The sequence below is a fragment of the Bifidobacterium sp. LH_417 genome (assembly GCF_056357035.1).
Genome location: NZ_JBKEVI010000009.1, coordinates 26,053 through 48,127 on the forward strand (window position 1 = coordinate 26,053; position 22,075 = coordinate 48,127).

Consider the following 22,075-nt stretch of genomic DNA (forward strand, 5'->3'; position numbering starts at 1 on the left):
TCCGGGGTTCGTCATGTTCGATCGCACAAGGTGCCAGTTCACGATTCCCAAGGGAGGAAAATCGTGAACCGGCGGGAGGAGTCACTCGTGCTTCTCGTCCCAGACCTCGTCGGTGGGCGTCTCGTCGTAGAACTCCCGCCCCTCCTTCTCGGCGATTTCCATCTGCTCGTTGATCCACGCCGCCTCGGCCGGGTTGATGTCCGCCGTGTTCAGGACCTTCTGCCACACCGGGTAGAACAGGTGCATCGCGGGGTACATGGCGGTGAGCAGGATCTCCGGCTTGTGCTTGCGCCAGTGCTGCGGATGCGCGTCGAACGTGTTGCGGAACCGCTTCATGTAGGTGCGGAACGACGAGAGCGACGTGTCCATGCGGCGCGCGCTCATGCCGGCGATCATGCGCGGCGAATACACGGTCTTGAGCCCCTTGCCCATCAGGTGCAGGGAGATGTCGATGTCCTCGTGCATGACGTCCGCCTTGTCGCGGCACACTTCGCCGGAGATCTCGTGCCATGCCGAGGCGCGCAGGGCCATGTTCGAGCCGAACAGCAGCGGCTGGCCGCCGTCCGCCTTGTAGATGCGCTTGCGCAGCGAATTGTCGCCTTTCAACCCGAAATGACGCGATGGCATGTCGTAGTACATGACCGGTCCGGTGGCACCCATGGCCTGCGGATCCTCGGTGAAGATGCCGGCGACGACCTCCACCCAGTCGGGTTTGATCATGCAGTCCGCGTCGAATCGGCCGAGCACGTCGCCGGTCGCATGGTTGAGACCGTAGTCGCGCGTGGGGATGAGCCCCTGCTCATCGTCCTGGTGCAGAAGCCGGATCGGCGCTTCGGGATGCTCGTTGATGAACCGTTCGACGATCTCGCAGGTGTTGTCGGTGGAACGGTTGTCCACGACGATGACTTCATGGGGCATCACGGTCTGCCGGATCGTGTTGAGCAGGCAGTCGGCGATGCGTTCGGCCTCGTTCCAGGCCGGGATGACGATCGAGACGTTCAGCATGGGATTCAAGGATAGTGCCGCCGCCATACACGGTGCCGTCCGATCGGAGTCGTACACGCCGCCCGAAAGCGAACATCAGGTGAACGATTCGGGCAATCACCCCCGTCGCTACAATGGGGAGCCATGAATCAAAGCGTGCGTGACCATACCGCAGCAGAGGATGCCGAACAGCGTTGGGACTTCGGCACCCTGTTCCCATCGAAGGGCGATCCCCGCAAACCGCCGGAATGGTTCAGCCGTGCGTTGCTCTACGTGGCCATCGCCATCATCGTGTTCAATTTCTGCACGAGCTCGTGGGGCAAGATCTCCTATCTGGTGCTCGACGTCATCATCTCGTTCTTCCTGGCGCTCGCCATCGAGCCGATGGTCGTCGCGCTGGTGCGGCACGGCTGGAAGCGCAGTTTCGCCTCCCTCGCCGGCCTGCTCACGGTGGCGCTCGTCATCGGCGTGCTGCTCTCCCTGTTCGGCAGCATGTTCCTCCAGCAGATGATCGCCATGATCTACGGCATCCCCGCCACCTACGAGCAGATCCGCTCGTTCGTCGTCTCCCAGTTCGCGGTCGAGATCCCCGACATGGACAGTCTCGGTACCGAGCTCATGAGATCCGATCTGCTCAAGAACTTCCAGACCTCGTGGGTGAGTGATTTCGCCGGCACCGCGATCAGCACGGTCGGCGGCCTGTTCTCGTTCCTGCTGCAGCTGCTCACCGTGGTGATGACCACCTACTACATCTCCGCCGCGGGGCCGAAGCTCCGTCGCTCCTTCTGCCAGTGGATGGCGCCGGGCATGCAGAAGCGTTTCCTGCTCGTGTGGACGGTCGCGCAGGATCAGATCTCGTCGTTCCTGTTCTCCCGTTCGATTCTCGCGTTGATCAACGCGACGTGCACGGCGATTTTCCTTGAAGTGCTCAACGTGCCCTACTGGCTGCCGCTCGCCCTGTTCTGCGGCGTCGTCTCCCAGTTCATCCCGACTGTCGGCACGTATATCGGCGGCGCGCTGCCCGTCCTGTTCGCGTGGGGCAATCGTGGATGGGTGTATGCGGTCGCGGTGCTCGTGTTCATCATCGTGTACCAGCAGATCGAGAACCTGCTGCTCTCGCCGATCATCTCCCGCCGTACGATGGACATCAACGAGGCGATCGCGTTCCTGTCCGTGCTCGCGTTCGGCTCGTTGTTCGGCGCGCTCGGCGCGTTCCTCGCGCTGCCGGTTACCGCCTCGCTGCAGACGATCTTCCGCGTGTACACGCGACGCTACGAGCTCGTCGATTCGCCGTTGATGAACGATCCGGTCGGACGCAAGTCGAAGGTGGTCGAAGCGTCCGAGGCGTTCAACGAGCATGTGCTGCACCCGATCGGCGAGCACATGCCGCGTGCCGCGAAGGGGTCGACGAGCCGAGTGCCGATGAACGACGAGATCCGCCGCCTGCAGGAGGAGATCTACGCCATCCCGCACGATGATGCACGTGACGGCATCCACGGCGACGACGAGGACGACTCCGCGACCGTCGCGATTCCGCAGGGCGTGCTGAAACGCAACGCCACAGCGGGACTCAAAGGCGTCGGAGGCGACGGCCCGTCGGAACCGTCCGACGCGACGGCGACATCCGACGACGTGACTGACGTGACCGCCGCGACTGACGTGACCGACGTGACGACGACGTCTGAGACGACGCGACGGACGCCGACGACGAAGAAGGCCGGCGACACCGGCGAATCCGACAATCCCCGTGCGAGGTGGCGCTGATGGTCCTGCTCACCGTACTCGATATCCTGCTCGTCATCGTCGGCGGCGCCGGCATGGTCTATCAGGGCGCGTGCATCGTCATGTCCCTGTTCTCCAAGCCGGTGCGCTTCCCCGACGCGCCGATGGACAAGCGCTACGCGGTGCTCATCTCCGCGCGCAACGAGTCGAAGGTCATCGGCAACCTCATCGACTGCATCCACGGGCAGACGTATCCGCGCGACCTCATCGACATCTGGCTCGTCGCCGACAACTGCACCGACGACACGGCCGACGTGGTGCGCGCCATGGGCTGCCACGTCGTCGAACGCCATAACGACCAGCTCATCGGCAAGGGGTACGCGCTGACCTACCTGCTCGACCACATGATTGACGAGGGGCTTTCCGACACGTATGACGCGTACTTCGTGTTCGACGCGGACAACAAGCTCGACCGCCATTACTTCGAGGAGATGAACAAGGCCTTCCAGTCGGGCTTCCGCATCCTCACCTCGTATCGCAACTCGGTGAACCTCAACGACAACTGGGTCTCCTCCGGCTCCGCGCTGTGGTTCATCCGCGAATCGCGCTTCCTCAACAACTCGCGCATGCTGTTCGGTTCCAGCTGTCACGTGGGCGGCACCGGATTCATGTTCTCCAAGGAGGTCATGAAACGCAACAAGGGCTGGAAGTTCCACCTGCTCACCGAGGATCTCGAATTCACGATGGACTCGGTGCTGCACGGCGACCGCGTCGGCTACTGCGGCACCGCGATCCTGTACGACGAGCAGCCGGTCACGTTCGCGCAGAGCTGGCGCCAACGCCTGCGCTGGAGCAAGGGCTTCCTGCAGGTGTTCCGCTACTATGGCCCATCGCTGATCCGCCGTGCGGTGCGTGAACGCGACTTCTCCGCCGTCGATTTCACGCTGCTGCTCTGCCCGTTCACCGTGCTCGGCGTGGCGCGCATGATCCTCGGCGTGCTGTTCGCCGCGTTCGGCTTCGTCTCCTGGCAGAGCCAGCTCGGCGCGCTCACCGGCTGGTCGAACGGCATCGTCCTGTCCATCCTCGGCATGATGGCGCTCGCCGGATTGACGATCGTGGCCGAACGCGGCCAGATCGGCGCGACGAACAAGGAGCTGTTCGCCTACGTGCTGGCGTTCCCGATCTACATGCTCTCCTACGTCCCCATCTCCTTCCAAGCCATCTTCTCCAAAGCCCAATGGAAACCCATAGAACACAAGGGCTGAGCCGTTAAGACAACAGTCCTGTGGACTGTTGTTAGGCTCAGCCGAGCGGCGGGAGCCGCGAGGTGATGTTGGGGCCGGCCGTAGGCCGGTCCGTGGTTGCTGGGCCGGAGGAGAGCCGTTAAGACAACAGTCCTGTGGACTGTTGTTAGGCTCAGCCGAGCGGCGGGAGCCGCGAGGGGATGTTGGGCCGGCTTTGGCCGGTCCGTGGTTGCTGGGCCGGAGGAGAGCCGTTAAGACAACAGTCCTGTGGACTGTTGTTAGGCTCAGCCGAGCGGCGGGAGCCGCGAGGTGATGTTGGGGCCGGCCGTAGGCCGGTCCGTGGTTGCTGGGCCGGAGGAGAGCCGTTAAGACAACAGAAGGTGAGATATGAACACGAACTCCGCTGCCGTCCGCCGATCGCACCGCGTCGCCGTGTGCGCGACCTGCGTCACGCTCACGCTCGCCGCATGCGTCGGCTACACGGCCGCCGATGTGGCCGACGTCGCGCCCGGGCTGCTCACGCTCAAGTCCGTCGCCACGCGCACCTACCCCGATCCCGTGTCGACGATCGCCGCCGGCACGGTCGCGGGCGACGTCGACTCGGGCAAGGCGATCGACAAGACGCAGGCCGAGGCGCTCATCAGGACGCTCGGCGAGGCCGAGGGCGTCGGCGACAACTACTCCGTCGTCATCGCCGACGCGAAGGGCGACATCATCGCCGAACACGAGGCGTCGACGCCCCGACAGCCCGCGTCGACGACGAAGACGCTCACCGCGTTCGCCGCCGCGAGCACGCTCGAAATGGGGTCGACGCTCGACACCGTCACCTACCTCACCCATGAATCCGACGCTCCGACCGTCGTCCTCAAGGGCGGCGGCGACATGCTGCTCGGCGCGGGGGAGTCCGACGAGACGCACGTCAACGGTCGTGCGGGTCTCGCGACGCTCGCGCGCGAGACCGCCGACGCGTTGAAGACGAAAGGCGTGACGACGGTCGCGCTCGCCGCCGACGATACGATGTTCGGCGACGACCGTTCGCCGGCCCGCATCGAGGAGGCCAACGACGAGAACCGCTACTACACGCCGATCTCGTCGATGGCGATCGACGGAGGCCGTGACTGGAGCGGACTGGACGCGGAGGACCCGGACGATTTCGACGAGTATCCGATGCTCTCCCAGAGCACGGCGGACGACGTGGCCTCCACGTTCAAGGCGCTGCTCGCCGCGCAGGGCATCCAGGTGACGGATTCCACCGATGTGAGCGGCGTCGACCAGGGGGTGAAGCTCGCCACGGTGAGTTCGGCACCGCTCAATGAGGTGATGGCGTTCATGATGCGCCACTCCGACAACACGCTCGCCGAACTGTTCGGTCGGCTCACCGCGTTGAAGCTCGGCACCGGCGACTCGATCGACGGGGATGCCAAGGCGGTTGCCAAGGTGCTCGCCGAGCACGGCGTCTCCACCGACGGCCTGCACATGACCAGCTGCTCCGGTCTCGCGCCCGGTACGACGCTCACCGTGAAGACGCTCGCCCAGGTGCAGTCGAAGTACGTCGATCCGGACGGCGGCGCGGCCGCCGCGTCCGAGGGGCTGGCGCTGCCCGGTCTCGTCGGCACCGTGAAGAACCGTGTGGGCGACGCCGCGGCGCTTGGGCTGTTGCGCGTCAAGACCGGCGCGCTCAGCGACGTGCGCGCGCTCGCCGGCAACGCGTCGCGTACCGGCGGCGGCGTGGTCACGTTCGCCGCGATCGTCAACGATCCGGAGAACGGCTCCTTGGCGAACCAGGCGCTCGACGCGTTCGCGGCCTCACTGACGAAACTCTGAATTCTCCCAGTTTCCGCCAAGAAACACGTCATTCGCGTGTGCCAAGATGGGGTGCATGCGAATCGCTGACGTACAAGACGACATCGACCACGAGCTGGTCAGCACAGAGAAGATCCATGCCATCATCGATCGCGCCGCGGCGCAGGCGAGCGAGGACTACCGGGGGAAGAACCCGTTGCTCGTCGCCGTGCTCAAGGGGGCGGTGAACACGCTGGCCGCGTTCTCGCAGGCCCTGTCCATCCCCTGCCAGATCGACTTCATGAGCCTGTCCAGCTACGGCTCGGGTACCGTGTCCAGCGGCACCGTGACGATCCGCCAGGATCTGTCGACCGATGTTCGCGGTCGGCACATTCTCATCGTCGAGGATATCGTGGATTCAGGTCGTACGCTGGCTTGGCTGGTCGAGGAGCTGAAGCGGCGCGGGGCCGCCTCGGTGGAGATCTTCGCCCTGCTGGAGAAGCCCGCGCGCCGTGAGGTGGACGTGGACGTGAAGTACAAGGGGCTGGAGATTCCGGACGAGTTCGTCGTCGGCTTCGGTCTGGACTATGACGAGCGGTACCGCAACCTCGACTCGATCGCCGTGCTCAAGCCGGCAGTGTATCAAGGAGAACAGGCATGAGTTTCCCCCAGGGGCCCGGGCAGCCGAACAACGGCGGCAACGGCAACCCGTTCAACAATCCGTTCCGTCGCGGCGACGGCAATAACGGCAATAACGGCAACGGCAACAACAACGGCAAGCCGAACCGCAAGGGCGACAAGAACGGCGGCGACAAGCCGTTCTGGCAGTCGCCGTGGCTGTGGGGCGCGGTCGTCGTCGTGCTCATCGCGATGATGTTCCAGATGTTCGCCGGCACCGGCGCGCAGACCATCGACACCAAGGACGGTCTGCAGCTGCTCGACAACGGCCAGGTGACCTACGCGAAGATCGTCGACAACAAGCAGAAGGTCACGCTCGAACTCAAGTCCGACTACAACAAGAAGGACCCGGACACCGGCAAGAACCACAACTACGGCGACAAGGTCCAGTTCTACTACACGTTCGCCCAGGGGCAGGATATCCTCAAGGCCGTGCAGAAGGCCGAGCCGTCGAAGGGGTGGAGCGCCGACATCGAGCAGACGAGCATGCTCAGCTACCTCATCACTTCGATTCTGCCGTTCATCATCTTCTTCGCCCTGTTCTGGTGGCTGATGAGCCGTATGGGCGGTGCCTCCGGCATGCTTGGCATGGGCGGCAAGAAGAACAACGGTAAGTTGCTCGAAGGCCAGACCCCGACCACGAAGTTCTCCGACGTGGCCGGCGAGGACGAGGCGCTCGCCGAGGTCGAGGAGATCAAGGACTTCCTCAAGGACCCGTCCAAATACAAGGCGCTCGGCGCGCGCATCCCGCGCGGCGTGCTCCTGTACGGCCCTCCCGGCACCGGCAAGACGCTGCTCGCACGCGCCATCGCCGGCGAGGCGGGCGTGCCGTTCTACGCGATGGCCGGCTCCGACTTCGTCGAGATGTTCGTCGGTCTCGGCGCCTCCCGCGTGCGCGACCTGTTCGACGAGGCGAAGAAGAACGCCCCGGCGATCATCTTCATCGACGAGATCGACGCCGTCGGCCGCAAGCGCGGCTCCGGCATGTCCGGTGGCCACGACGAGCGTGAGCAGACGCTCAACCAGTTGCTCGTCGAGATGGACGGCTTCGACAACGACACGAACCTCATCATCATCGCCGCGACGAACCGTCCCGACGTGCTCGACCCGGCACTGCTGCGCCCGGGCCGTTTCGACCGTCAGGTGGGCGTCGCCGCGCCGGATCTCGAAGGCCGCGAGGCGATCCTCAAGGTGCACGCGAAGGGCAAGCCGTTCGTGCCGGACGTCGATCTGCACATGGTGGCCGTGCGCACGCCGGGCTTCACCGGCGCCGATCTGGCCAACGTGCTCAACGAGGCGGCCCTGCTGTGCGCCCGCGCCGGAGCCCAGCTCATCGACAACCGCGCCATCGACGAGGCCATCGACCGCGTCCAGGCCGGTCCGAAGCGCAAGTCGAAGGGCATGGCCCTCGACGAACTGCGCAACACCGCCTACCATGAGGGCGGCCATGCGCTCGTCGCCGCCGCGCTGCACAACACGGACCCGGTCACCAAGGTGACGATCCTGCCGCGAGGCCGCGCGCTCGGCTACACCGCCGTCATGCCCACCTCCGACCGCTACTCGCAGTCGCGCAACCAGCTGCTCGATCAGATGGCGTACGCGATGGGCGGCCGCACCGCCGAGGAGATCGTGTTCCACGATCCGACCACCGGCGCGTCCAACGACATCGAGAAGGCGACGAACATCGCCCGCACGATGATCACCCAGTACGGCTTCTCCGCGAAGCTCGGCGCGATCAAGTGGGCCGACGACGAGGACCAGAGCGGCGATCTGGGCGCTCTCGCCCCGCGCAACTACTCGGACCGCACCGCCGAGGTCATCGACGAGGAGGTACTCAAGCTCGTCGAGACCGCGCACACCGAGGCGTGGAACATCATCAACGAGAACCGTGACATCCTCGACGAGCTCGTGCGCCAGCTGCTCGTCAAGGAGACGCTGAACGAGAAGGAGCTTGCCGCGATCTTCGCGCCGATCCGCAAGGCGCCGGTCCGCCCCGTGTGGCTGTCCGACGAGAAGCGCCCCGACTCCGACCTGCCGCCCGTCGAGATCCCCGAATCGCTCAAGCGTTCGGTCGGCATGAAACCGGGGGAGTGACCGATGGCACGACACGCGCAGAACATCTCCCTGCCGGACTCGCCGTCGCTGGTCCGCGAGAACGCCGACGCGAGGAACGCCGGCGACGTCTCCCGTAAGCCGGGCATGGTGCAGTCCCGTCCGCACCATGCCGGCCATGGCGGTCCCGGCGCCCCCGCGCAGGCGCAGTCCCGCGCCGCGCAGGACGGTTCCGTCCTGCAGGTCTCACTGCCGCAGTCGCCGCGCGGCCACGTTGCCGCCGGCCAGACGCGCGGCGGCGACCGTCCCGCCTACGACGAGGAGGGCGTGCGCAAGGCCGTGCGCCTGTTCCTTCAGGCGATCGGCGAGGATCCGGACCGCGAAGGCCTCGTCGAAACGCCGGACCGCATCGCCCGCGCCGGCCGCGAACTGTTCGCGGGACTCTCCGCCTCGCCCGAACAGGTGCTTGAGAAGCATTTCGACGTGGACACCGACGAGCTCGTGCTCGTCAAGAACATCGAACTGTATTCCGTGTGCGAGCATCATCTGCTGCCGTTCCACGGCGTCGCCCACGTCGGGTACATCCCCGCCAAGGACGGGGTCATGGGGTTGAGCAAGCTCGCCCGGCTCGTCGAAGTGTATGCGCGCCGGCCGCAGGTGCAGGAGCGTCTCACCCAGCAGATCGCCGACGCGCTCGTCGAATACGCGGGCGCGCGCGGCGTGATCGTCGTCACCGAATGCGAGCACCTGTGCATGTCGATGCGCGGTGTGAAGAAGTCCGAGGCGCGCACGGTCACGTCCGCGGTGCGGGGCCTGCTGCGCAACCCCGCCACCCGCGCCGAGGCCATGAGCCTGATCATGAGCAGGTAGGCGGCTTGGGGAGGGGGTACACCCCCTCAGTCGGCCTGCGGCCGCCAGCTCCCCCTCAAGGGGGAGCAAGAGAAGTGAGTCATGCTCCCCCTTTGAGGGGAGCCGTCCCGCGGATGCGGGACTGAGGGGGTAATCACATGGCAACCGATACGGAAACCAATCTCAAGGCATTGCATGACACGGATCGCACGCTCGTCATGGGCGTGCTCAACATCACCGAGGACTCGTTCTCGGACGGCGGACTCTGGCTCGACCCTCGCGCCGCAGCCGACCACGGCCGCGCGATGATGGCCGCCGGCGCGGACATCATCGACGTCGGCGCCGAATCGACGCGTCCCGGCGCGAAGCGCGTCAGCGAGGAGGACGAGCTCAAGCGCATCACCGGCGCGGTCGAGGCGCTCATCCCGGCCGGCGCGACGCTGTCCATCGACACGACGCGCGCCTCGGTCGCCGCCGCGGCGCTCGACGGCGGCGCGCAGATCATCAACGACGTGTCCGGCGGCACGCTCGACACGGAACTGCCGCACGTCGTCGCCGACCACGACTGCCTGTACATCGTGCAGCATTGGCGCGGCTGGCTCGCCGGCTCCAAGACCGGCGCCCCCGACGCCGACACCTCGCACTACGAGCACGGCGTACTGCAGGACGTGCACGACGAGCTCATGCGTCAGGTCGACGCGGTGCTCGCCGCCGGCGTCGCCCCCGAACGCATCATCATCGATCCGGGTCTCGGATTCTCCAAGCCCGGCATCGCGCACAACCTGCCGTTGCTCGCCGGACTCGACCGGTTCCGCGCGACCGGCTATCCGGTGCTCATCGGACAGTCGCGCAAACGCTTCGTCACCGCAACCCTCGACGAGGCGGGATTCACGGACGTCACGATGGACGCGCGCGACGACGCCACCGCCGCGTTCAGCGCCCTGTGCGCGGAACACGGCGCGTGGGCGGTGCGCGTCCACGACGTCGCACGCAGCCGCGCCGCCGTCGCCGTAGGCAATACGTGGCGTGAATACGCGAAGTAGACGGAAGGCCCGGAAGGAACGGACATGGATACGATCACTTTGACCGGCGTGCGGGCGAACGGGACGCACGGCGTGCTCGACTTCGAGCACGAGCGCGCGCAGCCGTTCGTCGTCGACGCGACCCTCCACCTCGACCTTTCCGCCGCGGGGCGTTCCGACGCGCTCGGCGACACCGTCGACTACGGCCGCGCAGCCAAGGCGATCGTCGCCGTCATCGAAGGCGATCACGTCGACCTCATCGAACGGCTCGCGCAGCGCATCGCCGACGAGCTGCTCGCCATCGACCCGATTCGCACGGTCGATGTGACCGTGCACAAACCGCACGCGCCGATCACCGTGCCGTTCGACGACGTCGCCGTGAGCATCACACGTTCGCGCGATGCCGCCGGCACCGACGCCTCGACGTCCGGCGCGGCCGCGTCGCGTCGCGTCGTCATCGCGCTCGGCGGCAACCAGGGCGACGTCGCGGCGACGATGCGCGACGCGGTGCGCCGCATCGACGCGCTCGACGGCACGCAGGTCACCGGCGTCTCGCCGCTCTACCGTACCGCCGCGTGGGGCATGGCGGACAATACCCCCGACTTCCTCAACGCGGTGGTCGAGGCGACGACCACGCTCGACGCGCGCACGCTGCTCGACGCGCTCCAGCACATCGAAGCCGACCACGGCCGCATGCGCGAAACCCACTGGTCGAGCCGCACGCTCGACCTCGACATCATCGACTACGACGGCGTCGAATCCGACGCACCCGACCTGACACTGCCGCATCCACGCGCATGGCAGCGGGCGTTCGTACTCGTGCCGTGGGCGGCTCTCGATCCGCACGCGGACCTGCCCGGCCTGCACGGCGGGCCGGTGAATGAGCTCGCCGAAGGACTGCTCGCCGAAGCGGACGGCGACGAGCCGCCGATCGAACTCGTCGCGCACGACTGGATGAGCGGCGGTGTGCTGCCGGACGGCGCGGGCGTCGGCTCCCCCACTGGCAAGGCGGTGTCCGATAGGACACCCGACGCGGCCTCATCCTGTGGGATGCAAGCAGGGCAGGCCACTGGCAAGGCGGTGTCCGATGGGACACCCGACGTGACGGCGGACGCATCCGCCGACGGAGGCAATGCCTCGGACGATTCCGTGAATGGTGTCGGAGATGGTGTCGGAGATGGTGTCGCGGACGATCTCGCGGACGGCGCGAGGGTGCCGCTCAAGGCCGTCATCTCGATGGACTCGACCTCCACCGACGCGGAACGCCTGTTCCGCGAGGCGATCGTCGCCATCGACGGACTGCCCGGCACCCAGGTCGACGGCATCTCGCCGCTCTACCACGTGAGCAGCTTCGACGGACCCGACGCGATGAGCGCCGTCATCCAGATCGAAACGAAACTCGGCGCACGCGCCCTGATCGCCGCGCTCGGCGACATCGAACACGCGCACGACGGCGCGATCGACCTCGATCTCGTCGACATGGAGCACGTGACCGCGGACGAACCGGACTGCCGCGTGCCGTGGCCGTCGGCCAAGACCCACGCCTCCGTGCTCGCGCCGTGGATGGACATGGACCCGAACGCCACGTTCGATGGCGACCCGGTCTCGTTCCTGCTCGCCATGGCCCCCGACGCGGGCATGGTCGGCATGCTCAGCGACAACTGGATCATCGGCGCGAAATGACGGAGCGTCCGGGGCTGCGGGGTATACGCGAATCACGGTGATTGCGGTGACCGCGGTGATTGCGGGAGCCGATGTGTCGCATCGGCAACGGACGGAAAACGAACGGAAGGACACGGGATGAAGGCGCATAGGACACCGTGGTGGCAGCCGGCGATCGGACTGGCGCTGGGACTCGCCGCCGGGGCGGGCGTCGCCGTACTGGGCGAACGGTACGGGCTCACGCTGATCGGCGCGCCCTGGTTCGTCGCGGCGCTGCTCGTCGCCATCGGCATACTCGTGCTCGTGCTCGCCATCAACGTGCACAAGTACGCGACCACCGACCCGCGCAAACGGCCGCGCACGTTCGTCAACCCGACGCTCGCGTTCCACACGCTCGTGCTCGCCAAGGCGCTGGCATTGGCGGGGGCGGCGCTCGCCGGATGGTATTTCGGCCAGATCATCCCGTCCATCGGGCATATGGAGGCCGAGTTCTACGCGCAGGCGGTGACGGAATGCGCGGTGACCGGCGTGATCTGCCTCGCGGACATGATCGTCGGTCTCGTGGGGGAGTGGCTGTGCCAGCTGCCGCCGAACGAAGGCCCGGAGAACCCCAAGATGCGCGAGACCACGCGGGAACGGGGCGTCAGCCCGGCAGCCGCCAAGGCCGGCACCCCGCAGCGGTAGGTCCTAGGGGCTGTCCGCACAGCGGACCGGGGAAGAGACCCGTCTCAGGCCGTGCGCGACACGCCCGGCCCGCTTACGAAAAAACGAAAAACGTACTACGGTCACATCTCGACTTGATAACCGCATGCCTCCGGCGCATTCTCCGCCATGGGGCATGCGGTTTTTCGTTGCCGTCGGGGCCCGGACGTTAGGGGCGCTCGACTTCCCGCCGATGATGCCGTCCCCGTGTGTTTCCCGTGAAACACTCGGAGGCGAAGCGTGCGTGGGGATCGCCCGGCGGCGGCGCATCGATACAGACAAGAAGAGGTTTTCCGTTGTCCGATCAGACAACCATCAATGATTCCAACGCCGGTTCCGCCGGTTCCGCCGGTTCCGTGGCGGCCCAGCCGCATCTCGACCACATCTCCTACGAGGTCGCGACCCCTGTGCCCGGCGGCGCGCCCGCCCCGCGCTTCGCGCATCCGCACCGCGTCATGCTCGGCCTGTACTTCGCCGTATTCCTCGGCATGCTGTCCGAAACGTCGATGAACATCGCCATCCCCAATCTGATGGACGAATTCTCCGTCTCCTCCGGCACTGCGCAGTGGATGGTCGTCGGCTACATGCTCGCCATCGGCGTCGTGCTGCCGTGCGTCGGCTTCCTGCTCAAGTGGATCAAGGCGAAGACGCTCGTTATGTTCGCGCTTGCCTGCTTCCTCGTCGGCGCGCTCGTGTGCACCGTGGCGACCACGTTCCCCGTGCTGCTCGCCGGCCGCATCGTGCAGGGCGTGAGCACCGGCATCGTGCTGCCCACCCTGTACGCGGCCATCATGCGTGTGTTCCCGCCGTCGAAAATCGGTGCCGCCAACGGCGTGGCCGGTCTCGTCATCATGTTCGCGCCGGTCATCGGACCGACCGTCGCCGGCGCGCTCATCGGCGCGATCTCCTGGCGTGCGATCTTCGCGCTGTTCGCCGTGATTGCCGCCGTCGCGCTCGTCTGCACCGCGCTGTTCTTCGTCACCCCGATCGAGCGCACGCGTCCGGCCGTCGATGTGATCTCCATCATCGCCTCCGCGCTCGGCTTCGGCTGCCTCGTCGCCGGCGTGAGCCTCGTGAGCGACATGGGCTTCTCGCCGGCCGTCATCGGACTGCTCGTCGTCGGCGTCGTCGTGCTCGCGTTCTACGCGCATCGCCAGCTCGCCATCGCCACGCCGCTGCTCGACCTGCGCGCGCTCGGCATCGCCGCATTCCGCACGCCGGCCATCATGGTCTCCTGCTCGTTCGCCTGCACGCTCGCGTTCATGTACCTCGTGCCGCAGGAGCTGCAGCGCGGTCTCGGCCTGAGCTCCACCGTCGCGGGCCTGCTCATGCTGCCCGGCGGCGTCGTCAACGCGCTGTGCACGCTGGCGGCAGGCCGCCTGTTCGACCGCCACGGCGCACGCCGTCTCGTGTGGATCGGCGCAGGGCTGACCGTGGTCGGCGGCGCGCTGTTCTACGCGATCGGCGTCGGCTCGTCGGTCCTGCTGTTCCTCGCCGCGCACATCATCGTGATGGTCGGCATCCCGTTCATCCAGCAGTCCACGCAGTCCGCCGCGCTCAAGGCGCTGCCGGGCCGCATGGCCGCCGACGGCAGCACGATTCTCAACACGATGCAGCAGGTGTGCGGCGCCATCTCCACCGCCGTCGCCACCTGCCTGCTCGGCCTCGGCCAGACCCGGTATACGGACGGCGGCGGTTCGAACCCGGCGCAGGGCTTCGTGGACGGCTCCCGCTTCGGCTACCTGTTCGGCATCGCGCTCATCGTGGTCGTGGTCGCGTTCTCGCTCACGCTGAAGGAACGCGCGGGCCGCGAACCGGAACTGACCCCGGTCGAGGTCGACGAGGCCGCCGGCGTGGGAATCGGCGCGAAGGGCGAGAACCTCGCCGCGTAGCCGGCCGCGGACGTGATCGGCTCACGATTGGCTGTAGCCGGCTGGAGCCGGCTGTGACCGGCTGTGGCCGGCTGTGGCCGTGGACGTTCCGCCATACGCCAACGGGTGTTCACCTATACTGGTGAACACCCGTTTTTCGTATCCGCATGCCGCTCCCCAGACCGGACCGGCGGCACCGGACCCAAGACCAATCGGACACCAACGGACATCAACCATTCAGGGAGCGCCATGAACAAGGCAATCATCACCGTCGTCGGCCAGGATACGGTCGGCATCATCGCACGCGTGTGCACGTACCTGTCGCAGCACAACGTCAACGTGCTCGACATCTCCCAGACCATCATCGACGGCTACTTCAACATGATGATGATCGTCGACTACGCGAACTCCGACAAGGAGTTCAGCGCCATGGTCGGCAACCTCGAGGACCTCGGCGACGACATCGGCGTGCGCATCCGCTGCCAGCGCGAGGAGATCTTCACCAAGATGCACCGCATCTGATCTCGACGGACCGGGACGGAAGGAACACACCATGCTGAATATCATGGAGGTCCACGAGACCAACCAGATGATCGAGCAGGAGAAGCTCGACGTGCGCACCATCACGATGGGCATCTCGCTGCTCGACTGCGCCACGGACGACGTGGACGAGACCTGCGACAACATCTACCGCAAAATCACCACCTACGCGAAGGACCTCGTCTCCACCGGCGAAGGCATCGAACGCGACTACGGCATCCCGATCGTCAACAAGCGCATCACCGTCACCCCGATCTCGCTCGTCGGCGCGAGCTGCTGCAAGACGAGCGAGGACTTCGTCAAGATCGCCCACGCGCTCGACCGCGCCGCTAAGCAGGTCGGCGTCAACCTGATCGGCGGCTACTCGGCGCTCGTCTCGAAGGCGATGACGCCGGCCGAGGAGCTGCTCATCCGCTCCCTGCCGCAGGCGCTCTCCGAAACCGAGGTGGTCTGCTCGTCCGTGAACGTCGGCTCCACGAAGACCGGCATCGACATGAACGCGGTCGAGCTGCTCGGCCACATCGTCAAGGACATCGCGCACGCCACCGCGGACATCGACTCCTACGGCTGCGTGAAGTTCGTCGCGTTCTGCAACGTGCCCGACGACAACCCGTTCATGGCGGGCGGCTTCCACGGCGTGACCGAGGGCGACGCGGTCATCAACGTGGGCGTCTCCGGCCCCGGCGTCGTCTCGCGCGCCCTGGATGCCGCGAAGGGCAAGGACTTCGAGTTCCTGTGCGAGACGATCAAACGCACCGCATTCAAGATCACGCGTGTGGGTCAGCTGGTCGCGCAGGAGGCTTCGCGCCGATTGGGCGTTCCGTTCGGCATCATCGACCTGTCGCTCGCGCCGACCCCGGCCGTGGGCGATTCGGTCGGCGAGGTGCTGGAGAAGATCGGCCTCGAGCAGGTGGGCGCGCCCGGCACGACCGCCGCGCTCGCGATGCTCAACGACCAGGTGAAGAAGGGCGGCATCATGGCGTCCTCCTACGTCGGCGGCCTGTCCGGCGCATTCATCCCGGTCTCCGAGGACAAGAACATGATCGACGCGGCCGGCAACGGGTGCCTCACCATCGAGAAGCTCGAGGCGATGACCTGCGTGTGCTCGGTCGGCCTCGACATGATCGCGATCCCCGGTGACACGTCCGCCGCGACGATCTCCGGCATCATCGCCGACGAGGCGGCCATCGGCATGGTCAACCAGAAGACCACCGCCGTGCGCGTCATCCCGGTCGAAGGCAAGGGCGTCGGCGAGATGGCGAACTTCGGCGGCCTGATGGGCTACGCGCCGATCATCCCGGTGAACCAGACCTCGTGCGAGGCGTTCGTCACCCGTGGCGGCCGCATCCCCGCGCCGATCCACTCGTTCAAGAACTGAGCGAGGGTCGGTGCCACAGCGGCTGGCCGCAGTTGGTGCAGAACCGTATGCTGGTCGCGGTCAGCGGTGCGCCGCATTGTTCGCAGAACCGGGGTCGTTGCGCGGCCTGAGGAACCGGCGCGGATGGCGGCACCGACCATTGCGCGGGTGCCTGTTGTGTGGGTACCGGTGGTGCCGGTGCTAGTGCTGGTGCCGGTGCTGGTGGTCTCGGTTGCATCGGCCGTGCCGGTGCTCCCGGGGCCAGTTGCGTCGGCGCCTCCGAAGCCGGAGCGAATGGCCCCGGTGACGGCGGTTGCGGTACCGGAGGCAGGAAACGCGGCACCGGCATCGGAGCCGGCACACCTGCCGGTGCCCCAGCCGGTGCGCTCGCCGGCACACCTGCCGGTGCTCCAGCCGGTGTCGGTGCCTTGGATGGCGCTCCGGCAGGAGCTTCGGCACCTTCCTTCCCCTTGCCGCGACGTCGCTTGATGCGCTTTGCTACCACGACCACCACCACGATGAGCGCCACCACGGCGCCCAGTGCGATGGTGACCAGGATTCCCTTCATCTTCGACCATTCCCACGGATTGCCGCTGATGCCGGTGTCGTACACCATCAGTCGTTCACCGGAGCCGGATTCCTTGCCCGACATGTCGGTCACCGCGATCATCGTACTGTTGTCGAGGCTGAACTCCATGGCGCTGAAGCCCTTGTTGCCGATGTTGACGTTGTCGCTCTCCGGCAGCGTCACATCGGATGTATTCCCGGACGCCATGTCGGTGACGGAGAGCGTGGAGCGCTTCATCGCCGAGAACGAGGCGTGAAACAGGTATTTGCCGTCCCTTGACAGCTTCATCATGGCGTTGGCGTCGGAGCCCTCCTGCAGGATCCGCCATATGGTGGTCTGGTTCGTGATGCTGCGTATGGTCGTTCCCGTATCGATGTCTTTGACGGAGAGTGCGGTGACCTTGCCTCGTTCGCCGTCGGCGAATGGGTGGAGCGGGTCCCAGGCGTTGCCGGAGTCCTTCTCGGCGAGCAGCAGGTAGCCGTCGATGCTTCCGGAGATTGCGGAGCTGCTGTGCTTCGAGAAGGCTCCTACGTCGCCGGTCGACGGATCCAGATGGTACAGACGGGCCGAATCGTCGGAAACGACGCGGTCATCAGTGACGTATACCGCCATCAGGAGGCTATGTCCGTATAGGCCGTACAGCATCGGGGTCACTCGGCTTGACGAGCCATGCGAGGAGGGCAGGGAATCCTGCGGGATGGCGACGCTCTTCGAGTCGGACGAGATGCCGCTGTCCAGATCGTAGATCTTCAGCGTGCCGGGGGTGGCGATCGTTTTGAGATGAATCGCGTATATCTTCGACAGATCGGGATCCACGGTCACGTCGTCGGCATCGCCGACATCCACCGTGGAGATCAGCCGTTGTTGCGCGATGTCGTACGTGTTGTAGAAGCCGTTCGCGTAGCCGACGACCAGACTGTCGCCGTTCGCGGCGTACGGGTACGGATTGTGATCGGAATCGGTCGAGTCATCGGTCGAGTCGTTCGAGCTGTCCGCAGAGTCGTCGGAGTCGTCGGAGAAGTACTGCGAATCATAGTCCAGATCGTGCAGCGTGGTGGTTTGCTTCGAGGCGACGTTCATCATGGTCACCGAATGGTCGTCGCTGGTGTAGAAGACATATTGGGCATCATCCGAGATGATTATCTGGGCGTTGTCTTTCGACAGGCCGTCCAACGGGGTGATCGACGCGTTCCGCGGCGTCACCATGAAGACCGTGCCGGGGTCGCTATTGAAAGTCGAGGCGGAGATGATGGCGACGGAACCGTCCTCGGACATCTGACTGATATAGATGCTCTCGTAGTTCCGGAAATCGATGTTGCCGATCATGCGCATCGACAACGGTCCGGATGCCTGCGCGATTGTCGGCAGGATCATCATCGCCGCAGCCATGATGACGGCCGCCAGCATCGCCATCACCGTGCGTGACACCGATGCCGTGCGTGACGCCGATGCCGTTCGTGACGCCGGCTCGTGACGCATCCGCGTCTCGCCGGCCTGCGTTCGCTGCCAGGGTGCCCCGTCCATAACCGTCTCCCGTCTCCCTCGACGTGTTCGTGGCGTACCGCAACAGCCAAACCCCACTGTCCGGCATGTTGTCCATTTCCAGCATACGCGATATGCCGTCTTCGCCCTCAACGGGGTGATTCCCGGTTGTCCGGCAGGGTTGTCTGCCGGGTAACACCTGAATGGGGTGATTCCTGGTTGTCCGGCAGGGTTGTTTGCCGGGCAATGCTTGGATGGGGTGATTCCTGGTTGTCCGGCAGGGTTGTCTGCCGGGTAACACCTGAATGGGGTGATTCCTGGTTGTCCGGCAGGGTTGTTTGCCGGGCAATGCTTGGATGGGGTGATTCCTGGTTGTCCGGCAGGGTTGTCTGCCGGGTAACACCTGAATGGGGTGATTCCTGGTTGTCTGGCAGGGTTGTCTGCCGGCCAGTGCCTGAATGGGGCAATCCCCGGTTGTCCGGCACGGCCTGTTGCCGGGCAGTGCCTGGATGGGGTGATTCCCGGTTGTGTGGCAGGGTTGTCTGCCGGGTAACGCCTGAATGGGGCAATCCCCGGTTGGCCGGCAGTGTTGTTTGCCGGGCAATGCCTGAATGGGGTATTTTCCGGTTGTGTGGCAGGGGTGTTTGCCGGGTAACGCCTGAATGGGGCAATCCCTGGTTGTCCGGCACGGCCTGTTGCCGGGCAACCGGATTCCTGGGTCTTTTCCTATTGCCCGGCATGGTTCCGCGCCGCGCCCTGCCGCCCTGCCGCGCCGCGCCCTGCCGTCCTGCCGCCTGCCGCTCTGCCGCCCCGGCGCCTCAGCGGCGCCCCGGCACCTCAGCGCCTCAGCGGCACCTACCGTCCGCCGGCGAAGTTCAGCTGGCGCCATGCCTCGTAGATGGCGATCGACGCGCAGTTCGTGAGGTTGAGGGACCGCAGCGACGGGCGCATCGGCAGACGGACCTGCTCCGCCACATGCGGGCCGGCCATGATGTCCATCGGGTCGGGGATGTTGCCCGGTTCCGGCCCGAACAGCAGGATGTCGGTCGGCTTGTACTCGATCTCCGTGTACAGCTTCGTGGCGTGCGCGGTGAACGCGATGATGCGCGAGTTCGGCATCGATTCGACGAGGTTCTCGAAGTTCGGGTGCAATACCACGTGCGCCATATCGTGATAGTCGAGTCCCGCGCGGCGCAGCTTCGTGTCACGCAGGTTGAAACCGAGCGGTTCCACCAGGTGCAGGATCGTGCCGGTCACCGCGCACAGGCGGATCGCCGAACCGGTGTTGCCGGGGATGCGCGGCGAGTAGTAGCACAGGTGCGGGGTGACGGTCTCCGCCTCGGCCGCCTTCTCGGCGGTGAGCATCGCGTCGACCACGGAGATCGGATTGCCGTGCGCGTCGGTCACGAGCTCGTCCGGTCCGTAGTTCGACTTGCGGTAGCCGTATTCGAACATCTTCTCGACTTTGTCTTCCGGATTGCCGGCCTCCGGCGTCTGGTTTGCTTCGTTCGTCATAGCTGCTAAGAATATGGACGATGACCGACACCCCGAATCCCCGCACCAGCCTCTCCTACACCGTCCGCTCCGGCGCGCACGCCGACGGCAGCGATACCGATCGCGCCGCCGTCGTCCGCGCGTCCCGCGTGCGCCTGCGCCTCGCCGCATGGTGGGAGGCGAACGCTCGCGACCTGCCGTGGCGGTTCGGTCGCGCGACGCCGTGGGGAGTGCTCGTGTCCGAAGTGATGAGCCAGCAGACGCAGATGAGTCGCGTCGTGCCGTACTGGACCGCGTGGATGACGAGGTGGCCGGACGCGGCCGCGCTCGCCGCCGCACCGAAATCCGACGTGATCGCGATGTGGGGACGTCTCGGATATCCGCGTCGCGCGCTGCGGCTGCAGGAGTGCGCGCGCGTCGTCGCCGCAGAGTACGGCGACGAGCTGCCGCGCACGTACGACGCGCTGGTCGCGCTTCCCGGCGTCGGCGACTATACGGCGAGCGCGGTGATGAGTTTCGCGTACGGCGAGAGGATCGCCGTCGTCGACACGAACGTCCGTCGCGTCCTATCGCGCGTGTTCGCGGGGGAGGAGTCGCGCGGCGGCGCGGCGAGCGCTGCGGAACGCGCGCTCGCCGGCGGCGTCCTGCCGCGCGATGACGTCGGCGATGACGTCGCTGCCGATGCCCCTTGCAATGTTTCACATGATGTTCCACGGGATTCCGGTGATGTTTCACGTGACGTTTCACGCGGTGTTCCACATGATGTCTCGCGCATCGCCTCCGTGACGTGGAACCAGTCGGTGATGGAGTTGGGTGCCGTGGTGTGCACGGCGAAGAATCCGTTGTGCGACCACTGCCCGGTACGCGACGATTGTGCGTTTCTCGCCGCCGGCCGCCCCGGATTGGGGGAGCGGCGCACGCGGCCGAGGCAGCGGTTCCAAGGCACGGACCGTCAGGTGCGCGGCATCGTCCTCGACGCGTTGCGCCGGGCGGCGGCCGCGCCTGATGGGAGTGGTGTGGCCGGCGGTGTTCTGTCCGGCGACGGTGCGGCCGGCGACGGTGCGGCCGGTGGTGGCGCGTTCGGCAGCGGCGGCACCGTGCTGGAACGCGCGAGCGTCGAGGCGCTGTGGAGGGATCGCGCGCAGCTCGACCGGTGCGTGGCGAGTCTTGACGAGGACGGTCTCATCGAGATGCTTCCGGGCGGCGCGATCAGGCTGCCACTGGGGTGAATGTTCGGGGAGACGGGTTCGTACACTGAAATCATCGCGGCGCGTCGGAATCGGCGCGTCGGACGTCAACTCACCACAGTCGATCATCGTGCGAAGGGATGTCATGGGCGGAACGAAGCGCAAGTTGAGCAAACGACAGCGGGCGATCTACCGTCGCCGCCGCATCGTCGTCGGCATCGCGCTGCTGCTGGCGCTCGCGCTGCTCGTGTTCTGCGGGTACAGCGTCTCGCGCGGCGTCGGCGCGGTGTGGCGTGCGACGTACGGTTCCGTGAACCGCTCCTCGCTGGAGCGCGACACCGCGCCCACGCCGCACCGCAGCACCGGCGTGAAGGACTGTTCCGCGAAGGACACGCGTCTGACGCTCACCGCGCAGGCCGCGACCGTGCCGGTCGGCGGCTCGATGGAGTTCGTCGCGACGATTGCGCATGAGGGCGCGGATTCGTGCCTGATCGACGCGTCCGACTCGGGGCGTGTGCTCACGATCACGTCGAACGGGCAGACCGTGTGGACGTCCGACTCCTGCCCGGTGGACGCGAGGATGCTGCTCATGGCGAAGGGCGACAAGGACGTGCAGACGCTCACCTGGGGGGCGAACCGCACGGGGTCGGAGTGCGTGGAGAACCAGGACGATCTGCCGAAGGTGGAGCGGGGTGCGTACACCGCGCAGCTGAGCCTCAAGAACGCGCCGAAAGTGACCAGTGAGAAGGTCAATATCGAAGTGCAGTGAAAGTCCTTACATACCGCTATTGTTTGTAATTTGCATATGGTGTGTCATATTGCGGGCATGCCTCCACACGACGAAGCTCGCATAGGCATATGGTGGCCATGCTTGCTTCA

At 66.1% G+C, this 22,075-nt stretch carries 18 protein-coding genes; 15 read left to right on the forward strand and 3 right to left on the reverse strand.

Annotated features, from left to right (window positions below; all coding sequences use genetic code 11):
- Window positions 1–81: 81 nt before the first annotated feature.
- Window positions 82–1,005, reverse strand: coding sequence for a glycosyltransferase family 2 protein (locus AC1AYR_RS06790; protein WP_476512043.1), 924 nt, complete (start codon window positions 1,003–1,005; stop codon window positions 82–84).
- A gap of 123 nt (window positions 1,006–1,128) precedes the next feature.
- Between AC1AYR_RS06790 and AC1AYR_RS06795 the strand changes: the two genes are divergently transcribed.
- From AC1AYR_RS06795 to AC1AYR_RS06850, 12 genes are all read left to right on the forward strand, one after another.
- Window positions 1,129–2,748, forward strand: a complete 1,620-nt coding sequence (locus tag AC1AYR_RS06795; RefSeq protein WP_476512044.1) for an AI-2E family transporter — start codon at window positions 1,129–1,131, stop codon at window positions 2,746–2,748.
- A complete protein-coding gene (locus AC1AYR_RS06800; protein WP_476512045.1) occupies window positions 2,748–3,971 on the forward strand; it encodes a glycosyltransferase family 2 protein in 1,224 nt (407 codons plus the stop codon). Before AC1AYR_RS06795 ends, AC1AYR_RS06800 begins: the two co-directional genes overlap by 1 nt.
- A 366-nt stretch (window positions 3,972–4,337) precedes the next feature.
- Window positions 4,338–5,774, forward strand: coding sequence for a D-alanyl-D-alanine carboxypeptidase/D-alanyl-D-alanine-endopeptidase (locus AC1AYR_RS06805; protein WP_476512046.1), 1,437 nt, complete (start codon window positions 4,338–4,340; stop codon window positions 5,772–5,774).
- A gap of 55 nt (window positions 5,775–5,829) precedes the next feature.
- A complete protein-coding gene (hpt, locus tag AC1AYR_RS06810) occupies window positions 5,830–6,393 on the forward strand; it encodes a hypoxanthine phosphoribosyltransferase (protein WP_476512047.1) in 564 nt (187 codons plus the stop codon).
- On the forward strand, window positions 6,390–8,504 hold the full coding sequence (gene ftsH, locus AC1AYR_RS06815; RefSeq protein ID WP_476512048.1) for an ATP-dependent zinc metalloprotease FtsH: 2,115 nt from the start codon (window positions 6,390–6,392) through the stop codon (window positions 8,502–8,504). Before hpt ends, ftsH begins: the two co-directional genes overlap by 4 nt.
- A gap of 207 nt (window positions 8,505–8,711) precedes the next feature.
- Window positions 8,712–9,332 (forward strand): GTP cyclohydrolase I FolE, encoded by a 621-nt coding sequence (gene folE, locus AC1AYR_RS06820; protein ID WP_476512092.1) that lies wholly within the window; start codon window positions 8,712–8,714, stop codon window positions 9,330–9,332.
- Between the two features lie 137 nt (window positions 9,333–9,469).
- Window positions 9,470–10,354, forward strand: a complete 885-nt coding sequence (gene folP, locus AC1AYR_RS06825; protein ID WP_476512049.1) for a dihydropteroate synthase — start codon at window positions 9,470–9,472, stop codon at window positions 10,352–10,354.
- A 24-nt stretch (window positions 10,355–10,378) separates the two neighbouring features.
- Window positions 10,379–12,016, forward strand: coding sequence for a 2-amino-4-hydroxy-6-hydroxymethyldihydropteridine diphosphokinase (folK, locus tag AC1AYR_RS06830; protein ID WP_476512050.1), 1,638 nt, complete (start codon window positions 10,379–10,381; stop codon window positions 12,014–12,016).
- A 117-nt stretch (window positions 12,017–12,133) separates the two neighbouring features.
- Window positions 12,134–12,679: a DUF3180 domain-containing protein gene (locus AC1AYR_RS06835; RefSeq protein ID WP_476512051.1), complete on the forward strand. Its 546-nt coding sequence runs from the start codon at window positions 12,134–12,136 to the stop codon at window positions 12,677–12,679.
- A 425-nt stretch (window positions 12,680–13,104) separates the two neighbouring features.
- The gene (locus AC1AYR_RS06840) at window positions 13,105–14,589 is read left to right on the forward strand and encodes a DHA2 family efflux MFS transporter permease subunit (RefSeq protein WP_476512093.1); all 1,485 of its coding nucleotides are present in this window, start codon (window positions 13,105–13,107) and stop codon (window positions 14,587–14,589) included.
- Window positions 14,590–14,817: 228 nt separating this feature from the next.
- On the forward strand, window positions 14,818–15,090 hold the full coding sequence (locus AC1AYR_RS06845) for an ACT domain-containing protein (protein ID WP_034525826.1): 273 nt from the start codon (window positions 14,818–14,820) through the stop codon (window positions 15,088–15,090).
- Between the two features lie 31 nt (window positions 15,091–15,121).
- Window positions 15,122–16,486: a DUF711 family protein gene (locus tag AC1AYR_RS06850; protein WP_476512052.1), complete on the forward strand. Its 1,365-nt coding sequence runs from the start codon at window positions 15,122–15,124 to the stop codon at window positions 16,484–16,486.
- On the opposite strand, the gene AC1AYR_RS06855 is transcribed toward AC1AYR_RS06850, so the two are convergent.
- Entirely contained in the window at window positions 16,476–18,359 is a 1,884-nt protein-coding gene (locus AC1AYR_RS06855) for a hypothetical protein (protein ID WP_476512053.1), read from the reverse strand. The two genes, AC1AYR_RS06850 and AC1AYR_RS06855, sit on opposite strands and share 11 nt — an antisense overlap.
- Here AC1AYR_RS06855 and AC1AYR_RS06860 point away from each other — a divergent pair.
- The gene (locus AC1AYR_RS06860) at window positions 18,358–18,507 is read left to right on the forward strand and encodes a hypothetical protein (RefSeq protein ID WP_476512054.1); all 150 of its coding nucleotides are present in this window, start codon (window positions 18,358–18,360) and stop codon (window positions 18,505–18,507) included. The genes AC1AYR_RS06855 and AC1AYR_RS06860 overlap by 2 nt on opposite strands.
- Before the next feature lie 863 nt (window positions 18,508–19,370).
- Here the strand turns inward: AC1AYR_RS06860 and AC1AYR_RS06865 are convergent.
- Window positions 19,371–20,030, reverse strand: a complete 660-nt coding sequence (locus AC1AYR_RS06865; protein WP_476512055.1) for a tRNA (cytidine(34)-2'-O)-methyltransferase — start codon at window positions 20,028–20,030, stop codon at window positions 19,371–19,373.
- Window positions 20,031–20,050: 20 nt separating this feature from the next.
- Here AC1AYR_RS06865 and AC1AYR_RS06870 point away from each other — a divergent pair, with 20 nt between their 5' ends.
- Window positions 20,051–21,238 (forward strand): HhH-GPD family protein, encoded by a 1,188-nt coding sequence (locus AC1AYR_RS06870; RefSeq protein WP_476512056.1) that lies wholly within the window; start codon window positions 20,051–20,053, stop codon window positions 21,236–21,238.
- 103 nt (window positions 21,239–21,341) lie between these two features.
- Window positions 21,342–21,965 carry a hypothetical protein gene (locus tag AC1AYR_RS06875; RefSeq protein ID WP_476512057.1) on the forward strand — a complete coding sequence of 208 codons (624 nt, stop codon included), beginning with the start codon at window positions 21,342–21,344 and terminating at the stop codon, window positions 21,963–21,965.
- The last annotated feature ends 110 nt before the right edge of the window (window positions 21,966–22,075 follow it).